The 1,327-nt window shown below is 56.0% G+C and carries 1 pseudogene; it reads left to right on the top strand.

Annotation, left to right across the window (positions count from 1 at the left end):
• Positions 1-45: 45 nt before the first annotated feature.
• A pseudogene (locus tag EFD56_RS33435) lies at positions 46-1,327 on the top strand (IS3 family transposase); the annotation flags it as partial.

Below are 1,327 nucleotides of genomic sequence, written 5' to 3'. Positions count from 1 at the left end.
TGAACTGACCCCCGAAAGTTGGACATCCACCTTCGGGGGTTTTGCATGTCCAAATACAGCCTGGCTTTCAAGCAGTCTGTTGTTGAGTTTTACGGGAATGGCGAGCGTAGCTATCAAGAGGTGAGCACGCGGTTTGCCATTGATCCTGCGACCGTTCGCAAATGGGTAGCGAGCCATGCTGCGCATGGTTCGGCTGGATTGGTGAAGAAATTCAGCCATTATAATGCTGACTTCAAGCTATCGGTCCTACAGCGGATGTGGGAGGATGGGTTGTCCTATCGCCAGACGGCTGCGATCTTCGACGTTCGCAATGCCAGCTGCCTTCCGGATTGGGAGAGGCGATATGAACGGGGTGGGATCGAAGCCTTGGCCCCGCGCCGCAGAGGAAGACCTCGATCGATGCCCAAGTCGCCTATCATAGCCAGTGGACCAGATGCTCCACACAGTGACGATGCCAAGAGCCGTGAAGATCTGTTGGCGGAGCTGAACTATCTGCGCATGGAGAATGCCTACTTAAAAAAACTGGAGGCCTTAACGCAGCAACGAGCGCCGAAAAAGCGCAAGTCGTCGAAGCGTTAAGGCCGTTCCATCCGCTTGACGGGTTGCTTGCGCTTTCGGGCCTGGCGCGCAGCACGTTCTATTATCAGCAAAAGGCATTGTCCCGGCCCGACCGGCACGGAGTTCTCAAGGAGAGGATCAAATCGATCTTCGACACCCACAAGGGCCGCTACGGCTATCGCCGGGTGACGGCGGCGCTGCGCGGCTTGGGAGAGACGGTCAATCACAAGACGGTTCAGCGCCTGATGGTCGAGAGCGGCTTGAAGTCTAAGGTCAGGCCGAAGAAGTATCGATCCTACAGGGGCGAGGAGGGACGCGTGGCTCCCGATCTCCTCAAGCGGCAGTTCACCGCCGAGCGCGCCAATCAGAAATGGGTGACCGATGTGACGGAATTTAACGTGGCCGGCGAAAAGCTCTATCTCTCGCCGATCATGGACTTGTTCAATGGGGAAATCATTGCGTTCGAAACCGCTAGACGGCCGGTGTTCAAACTCGTCGAAAACATGCTCACCAAGGCCGTGAGCCGTTTGCAAGACGATGACCGGCCGATCCTGCATTCCGACCAGGGATGGCACTACCAGATGCCGGCCTGGCAGCGCATGCTTCAGAAACGTCACATCAATCAGAGCATGTCACGCAAGGGCAACTGTCTCGACAATGCTGCCATCGAAAGCTTCTTTGCCATTCTCAAATCCGAGTTCTTCCACCCCAACGACTTTGACAGCGTCAAGAGCCTGCAAGATGGGGTGGCAGACTACATCAACTACTA

The sequence above is a fragment of the Rhizobium phaseoli genome (assembly GCF_003985125.1).
GTDB lineage: Bacteria > Pseudomonadota > Alphaproteobacteria > Rhizobiales > Rhizobiaceae > Rhizobium > Rhizobium phaseoli.
The sequence above is the reverse complement of the archived record's forward strand: the minus strand, read 5'-3'. Positions and strand labels throughout refer to the sequence as shown.